Origin of the sequence: Microbacterium sp. 13-71-7, from assembly GCF_002257455.1 — a bacterium.
GTDB lineage: Bacteria > Actinomycetota > Actinomycetes > Actinomycetales > Microbacteriaceae > Microbacterium.
This window is the reverse complement of the sequence record NZ_NCKN01000022.1, coordinates 20,394-27,586: the sequence shown is the minus strand read 5'-3', so window position 1 is coordinate 27,586 and position 7,193 is coordinate 20,394. Positions and strand designations below refer to the sequence as shown.

5 protein-coding genes are annotated in these 7,193 nt (G+C 68.8%); all 5 read left to right on the top strand.

The genetic code is table 11. The features are described 5' to 3' along the window. Positions 1-408 (top strand): aldehyde dehydrogenase family protein (locus B7X32_RS03870; RefSeq protein WP_292716305.1); only part of this gene is annotated, 408 nt, incomplete at its 5' end. Positions 409-448: 40 nt separating this feature from the next. Continuing rightward, the gene (locus B7X32_RS03865) at positions 449-928 is read left to right on the top strand and encodes an Lrp/AsnC family transcriptional regulator (protein ID WP_052680128.1); all 480 of its coding nucleotides are present in this window, start codon (positions 449-451) and stop codon (positions 926-928) included. A gap of 279 nt (positions 929-1,207) precedes the next feature. Then, positions 1,208-2,686 (top strand): NAD(P)/FAD-dependent oxidoreductase, encoded by a 1,479-nt coding sequence (locus tag B7X32_RS03860; RefSeq protein WP_292716299.1) that lies wholly within the window; start codon positions 1,208-1,210, stop codon positions 2,684-2,686. A gap of 254 nt (positions 2,687-2,940) precedes the next feature. After that, on the top strand, positions 2,941-3,441 hold the full coding sequence (locus B7X32_RS03855) for a hypothetical protein (protein WP_292716296.1): 501 nt from the start codon (positions 2,941-2,943) through the stop codon (positions 3,439-3,441). A gap of 307 nt (positions 3,442-3,748) precedes the next feature. Continuing rightward, positions 3,749-7,183, top strand: a complete 3,435-nt coding sequence (locus B7X32_RS03850) for an immune inhibitor A domain-containing protein (protein ID WP_292716294.1) — start codon at positions 3,749-3,751, stop codon at positions 7,181-7,183. Positions 7,184-7,193: the final 10 nt, after the last annotated feature.

Below are 7,193 nucleotides of genomic sequence, written 5' to 3'. Positions count from 1 at the left end.
TTCGTGGTCGGCGGAGGCCGTGCCGCGGGCTTCCCGACCGACCTCTACTACGACTTCACCGTCGTCGACGGCGTCGCGCCGGACGCGCTGCTGAGCGTCGCCGAGACCTTCGGGCCCGTCGTCCCGATCATCTCGGCCGACACCGACGACGAGCTGCTCCGCATCGCCAACGACGATGCGCTCGGCCTGCAGGGCGCCGTCTTCACGAAGGACCTCAGCCGCGCCTACCGGTTCGTGGAGCAGATGCGCACCGGGCAGGTGATCGTGAACGACAGCAACGGGTTCTGGGACATCAACATGCCCTTCGGCGGGGTCGGCGGGAGCCGCACGGGCTGGGGCCGCATCGGCGGGAAGCACACCCTGCTCGACATGAGCGACCTGCGCACCGGCGTGATCCACCTCGACTGATGCAGCGGATCCCGACCCTCCTCGCGATAGCCTCGATCCCGTGAACGAGCTTGACGGCCTGGACCACCTGGACCGCCGCATCATCGCGGCGCTCCAGGTGGACGGGCGCCGCACCTTTTCCAGCCTCGCCGACGAGTTCGGCGTGCCGGCCTCCTCGGTGCGCTACCGGCTGAAGAAGCTCGAGGACGAGGGGGTGCTGCAGGTCGTCGGGATCGCCAACCCCCTGGCGATCGGCTTCGACCGGCTGGCCCTCATCGGCGTGCAGGTGCGGCCGGGCTCGGCCCGCGCGATCTGCAAGGCGCTCGCCGCGTTGCCCGAGACGAGCTACGTCGTCATCACGAGCGGGAAGTTCGACGTCATGGTCGAGGTGATCTGCCGGGACGTCGCGCACATCGTCGACGTGCTGGAGAACAAGATCGGCGCACTCGACGACGTCGTCTCGACCGAGTCGTTCTTCGTGCTCGAGGTGCACAAGCTCGCCTACGGCTGGGGCGTCCCCGAGGTCTCCAGCGCCGACTAGGCGCATCCCCGGATCCGCTCCGCGCCGCGCTGCGCAGCCGGTTGCTCGTGTGCGGCGCCGCAGCGTCGACGCCCCCTCGTGGTGTCGAGGCCCCCTCGTGTGTGCGTCTGTGAGAGGGGGCGCGGGCGCCCCGAGGGGGCGTCGACAACGAAGGGCGCACGGTCTCGCGACGACGCGAGACCGGTGACCGTCGCGCTGCCAGGGCGTCCCGGTCGCTCGTCGTGCCCTTCCCCCGATCCGACAACGAAGGATCCGATCCAACAACGAAGGAGTTGCACCATGGAGAACATCAGTCGGCGCGGAATCCTGCTGGGCGGCCTCGCGGCCGCGGCAGGAATCGCCACCGCCGGAATCGCCGATGCCGGCGCTGCTGCGAGCCCGTCGCTCGCACATGCGACGGGCGGGGACAACGCGTGGGACGTGATCGTCGTCGGAGCGGGGGCCGCAGGGATCGGTGCTGCGCGCCGGCTCGTCGACCGGAATCCGGCGCTGCGGGTGGCGATCGTCGAGGCCCGGGATCGGATCGGCGGTCGCATGCACACGGACCGCACGTCGATGGGCATCCCGGTCGAGCGCGGCTGCGAGCTCGTGCACGGCGGCCCCTACGCGTCGACCTACCCCTGGATCCAGCAGGCGGGATTCGACATGCGGATGTTCCGCAACAACCACATCCGCCTCGGTAACGCGCCGGCGTCGTCGCCCACGTCGCAGTGGCATCAGTGGGACTCGCCGACGTCGTGGCTGTTCCCGCTGGGCATCCCGGCCGCGCTCGTGCCGTACGACCCCGTGGGGCAGAAGAAGCCGTTGCCGGCCGTGCAGCCGGGCGAGAAGGCGGACGCGTATCTGGCGCGCCTCGGAGTGACGGCGGCGAACACGCCGAGCGGCCTCAACTACCGTCTGACCGACGACAGCGAGCCGCTGTACAACACGGCGGCGTCGGAGGTCGCGGGCCCCCTGCGCGACTGCATCCGGTACACCCTGCATCCCGAGCAGGCCCCTGCGCCGGAGATCCTGGATCCGAACGACTCGCGCTACGACGACGGCGACTACAAGATCATCGGCGGCTACGACCAGCTGCTGCGCGTCATCGCGGGCACGGTGCCGGTGCTGCTGCAGACGGTCGTGCAGGAGGTCGCCTACACGCCCAGCGGGGTCGAGCTGCGCACCTCGAAGGGAGTGATGTTCGGCCGCCGGGTGATCTTCGCGGTGCCCGCGGGCGTCATGCAGCGCCGCAGCATCGCTTTCACGCCCGGTCTGCCGGTGCCCAAGTGGGCCGCTTTCGACGCGTTCCAGTACGAGGACATCTTCAAGTGCGTGCTCGAGTTCAGCGGCAAGGTGTTCACGCCCCGAGGGACCGACGACTGGGGCTACGCCGAGACCATGGACGGCTTCCCGACCACCCTGTGGAACGCCTCCATCGCCTACCCCGGCTACCAGGGCCAGGTCATCGTCGGCTGGGAGACCGGCGCCGCGGCGAAGGAGCTCCACGCGCTGCCGCTCGAGCAGAAGTACCAGGCGGTGCTCGACGTGGTCCGGAAGTCGGCCGGCGACCAGGGTCTGCAGTACCACAAGGCCGTGCTGACGGACTGGGCCAACGAGCCGTACTCGTGGGGGCCCTACGGGAGCGGCGGCAATGCGAACCAGATGTCCGCGACGGTGAGCGGCGTACTGTTCTGGGCGGGCATGCGTACGAGCACCGTGTCGGAGTCCTACAGTTCGGGGGTCGCGCAGGCGGATCTGCTCCTGGCGTCCCTCTGATCCGGTTGCTTCGTCGACGCCCCCTCGTGCTGTCGACGCCCCCTTGTGTGTGCGTTCGCGCGAGGGGGCGCGGATGCTGCGAGGGGGCGTCGACGAGGTAGGGCGGCGGGATCTCGGTGCGGTCACGATCGCGCCGGATCCGCCGGCCCGGTCCGAAGCTATGCATCGGCTCGGAATAGGCTGGAACGCGACCCTGGCTGTCGCGCCCTTCACGGACCGGCAGCCATATCCATGCAGAGACCGGAGAGCTCACCATGAACAAGGCAACCCTGACCCGCATCGGCGGCCTCGCCGCCGCGATCGCCCTCACCGCCACCATGACCGCCTGCTCGGGCGGCCAGAGCGTGGCCGACGCGTGCAAGATCGCCAACGGCGAGATGAACAAGGCCACCTCGAGCATCTCGAGCGACGTCAACTCGGCCATGCAGCAGGCCACCCAGGGCGACAAGGTCGACTTCGCCGCGATCTTCGCCCCCGTGCAGAAGGGTCTCGAGGAGGCCGGCAAGAAGGTCACCAACGAGTCCGTCAAGGCGCCGCTCACGGCGTTCGCGACCGAGTTCGACGGCTTCGTCAAGGTCTTCGACGGCTTCGAGATGCCCGACCTGAAGAACCTCGACGCGACCGACCCGGCCGCGATGGACAAGCTCAAGGCGGCCCAGGACAAGGCCCAGGAGATCTCGACCAAGGCGCAGGCCGCCAGCGCCAAGCTCACCGAGCAGGGCAAGAAGCTGCAGGACATCTGCAACAAGGGCTGACGCCCTCGGCGCACGCCGCACGCTCAGAAGGGGCGCCGCTCGGGACATCCGGGCGGCGCCCCTTCGAGGTGTCGAGGCCCCCTCATGGCGTCCACGCCCCCTCGTGCGTGCGTCCGTGCGAGGGGGCGTGGGTGCTGCGAGGGGGCGTGGGTGCGAGGTGGCGCGCAGGAAGTTCCATCTTTATCAGCTGATTCTCTTCCGTTGCATAGGGGTTTCACGGTAATCCTGAATCTTGTGTGTGCCAGATCGGCGCATGACGGACGCGTCGCCTCGGAAACCGTCGTGGCGACGCCTGGAGGGAGAATCGATGTCAGAGAAGAGCGCCCGCGTACGACGACGTGCAGCGGCGACGACTTCGGTGTTCGTGCTCGCCGCCGCAGGAGTGGCGACGTTCGGGGCCGTGCCTGCGAGTGCAGCGCCGGCCAGCACGTCGCCGCCGAGCGCGCAGGTGGCGGGCGCGAGCTCCACCGCCTCGAACGGCGCCGGCAAGAGCGGCACCAGCGATCACTACATCAACTACGTGGCTCCTCGGGCCGAGGCGTTCACCGACGCGTCCGACGACCAGGCGGTCGCCGATCTGGGGGGCGGCGCGAGCGCGCGGAAGGCGATCAGCGACGCGGCGTTCGAGCGTGCCAAGGAGAACGACCAGAAGCACGCCCAGGGCAATCCGATCGCGGCCGAGCAGCTGGCCAAGACCGAGGCGGAGGCGGTGCAGACCGGTGAGAGCCCGAAGAATCTCAAGCACGCCGACAGCACGCAGAAGGCGAAGCTCCTGACCATCCTCGTCGAGTTCGACGGCACCGAGGACTTCTCGGGCCTGCAGGTTCCGACCGGGTTCGGCGCGACGGACTGCAAGCCCGGCGATGTGCAGGGTCCGACGCTGCACAACAACATCGCGAATCCCGCAGACGCGGCCCACAAGGACAACAACACCATGTGGGTCCCCGACTTCTCGAGCGACTTCTACAACAGGATGCTCTTCTCCGATGAGGGCATCACCGAGCGGGTGCGCACGGATCTGACGGGCCTGGACGGCCAGCCGGGCTTCGACATCTCCGGTCACACCATGAAGAAGATGTACGAGGAGATGTCACGGGGCGCCTACTCGCTCTCCGGCGAGGCCACGGCCTGGGTCAAGGTCCCGCATTCCGAGGGGTACTACGGCGCCACGGTCTGCCATCTCAACCCTGCGACGGGCAACTACGAGGCCGGACCCATGCAGGACATGCAGGGCCACCCCGACAACCCGCTCGGACCCGGCCAGCTGCCCATCGACGCGGTGGCAGCGCTCGCACAGCAGAACCCTGACTTCCCCTGGGCCGATTACGACATCGAGGACCAGGGCGACCGCGACGGCGACGGCAACGTCCATGAGCCGGACGGCATCATCGACCACGTCGTGCTCGTGCACGCCGGCGAGGACAAGTCCGGCGGCGGCGGCAAGGAAGGCACCTACGCGGTCTGGGCGCACTCGTCCGACGTCGCGGGCGGCGCCACGATCCCCGGCACCGACTTCAAGATCCAGAACTACATCGTCCAGCCGGAGAACTCCGGCGTCGGCGTCTTCGCGCACGAGTACGGCCACGACCTGGGCCTGCCCGACCTGTACGACACGTCCAACGCGGGCAACTCGGACATCGACTTCTGGGATCTGATGAGCTCGGGTTCGCACTCCGGCCCCATCTTCCAGTCGATGCCCACCCACATGGGCATCTGGGACAAGTGGGTGCTGGGGTGGGTGGATCCGCTGGAGATCAACCCGGGCGACGGCACGAAGACGATCAAGGTCGGCCAGGCCTCCCGGCCGGCGAACGGCACCGAGGACGGCGTCAAGATCAACCTGCCGGACAAGCGGATCACCCTCGCAGAGCCGCACAGCGGATCCGAGATGTGGTACTCGAACGCCGACCAGGACTGGGCGGACGTGCAGCTGAAGCGCTCGATCGACAACGTTCCCGCCGGTGCGACGTTCTCGATGTGGAACGACTACGTCATCGAGGAGGACTGGGACTTCGGCTTCGTCGAGGTCTCGACCGACGGCGGATCCACCTGGGTCGAGCAGAAGGTCTACGACGAGTCCGGTGCGCTGGTCTCGACCGATGACGGCTACAGCGACCCGAACGGGCGGATGAAGGACTTCGGCAACAAGAAGTACGGACTCACCGGTTCCACGGAGGGCTGGCGTCACGATCACATCGATCTGTCGGCGTACGCGGGGCAGAACATCCAGGTGCGTCTGCGCCAGGCGACCGACGCGGCCTACGAGGATCGTGGCTGGTTCTCGGACGACTTCGCCCTGACGGCCGGCGGCGCCGACGTCTGGACCGATGACGTGGAGTCGGGCGACAACGGCTGGACCGCGACCGCGGGCACGTTCACCGACACCACCGGAGCGGGCTGGGTGCGCGACACCGGTACGCAGATCAAGGCGCAGTACTACCTGGTCGAATGGCGCAACTTCGACGGCTTCGACGAGGGTCTGAGGTACGGCTACACCACGGTGTACAGCGACGACGGATGGAAGGTCGAGAAGGTTCCATACAACGCGCCCGGCGCGCTGGTCTGGTACCGCGACACCGCCTACGGCGACTCCAACCAGGTCACTTCCAACCTGACCAACCTGCCGAGCTACGGAGCGAAGGGCGGCCTGCTCCTCGTGGACAGCCACTTCGACCCGCTGCGTCGCACGGGGGCTGCGGCCGAGATGGATCCGTCCGTGACGAAGAACATCTCCAGCCGTGCGCAGTCGTCCAACGCGGCGTTCGGTCTCGCCCCCACCCTGCCGTTCAAGGACTGCCTGGTCGACGCGGACTTCAACGAGGCCTGCACCGACATCGCGGCCCAGGCGCCGGTGAAGTCCTTCACCGACGACCAGGGGTGGGTGGCCGGACTGGAGGTCCGCGACGGCAAGCTGTTCAACCGCCTGCGCGACGCCTCGGTGGTCGTGCCCTCGATCGACGGTGCGCCGTACAGCACGCGCGTCGTCAACCCCGACGGCACCCCGGCGACCGATCTGTACGGTCATGACCTCGGCTTCACCACGCTCGGGACGGGCAACCCCGCGGATGCGGGCGTGGGCTACGGCACCGTCGTCACCGTGAAGAAGTCGCTGCAGAACAACACGGCGGCACTCCTCACCGTCCGCGCTCCGCTGTCCGAGGACCCGGCGAAGCCGGACGCCCCCGCGATCACCTCGCCGGCGGACGGGGCGAAGCTCGACACGGCGCCGACCGCCGTGAGCGGCACCGGTGTTCCCGGTGCGGATGTGGTCGTCACGCTCGACGGCGTGCAGGGCGCGGCCAAGGCCGCCGCCCCGGCTGCCGCCAAGGCTGCGGCCCCCGCGGCCGAGGCTGTGGAGCCGACGGTCGTGGGCGACGACGGCACCTGGTCCGTCGCGCTGCCGGGCACGGTCGCCGTGGGATCGCACACGATCTCCGCGGTGCAGACCTATGGCGGGGTCAGCAGCGACGCTTCGGAGAGCACCTTCGTCGTGGCCGATGTCGTGACTCCGACTCCGACCCCGACGCCGACCACCCCGGGTGGCGACCCCGGAACGGGTGGCAACGGCAACGGCGGCGGCAACGGCAAGGGCAACCTGGCCGCTACCGGTCTGAACGGTGACGCCCTGCTGACGACCGGCATCATCGGCGGCGCGCTCGTGCTGCTCGCCAGTGCTTTCCTGGTGATGTCCCGTCGGCGTCGACGCCTCCAGGGCGACACGTCGGCCGACCCGATGAGCTGATCGGACCGGC

Excerpts from the sequence above, each read along its gene's own strand:
- B7X32_RS03860 (WP_292716299.1), top strand. The coding sequence starts at position 1,208 with ATGGAGAACATCAGTCGGCGCGGAATCCTGCTGGGCGGCCTCGCGGCC.
- B7X32_RS03855 (WP_292716296.1), top strand. The coding sequence starts at position 2,941 with ATGAACAAGGCAACCCTGACCCGCATCGGCGGCCTCGCCGCCGCGATC.
- B7X32_RS03850 (WP_292716294.1), top strand. The coding sequence starts at position 3,749 with ATGTCAGAGAAGAGCGCCCGCGTACGACGACGTGCAGCGGCGACGACT.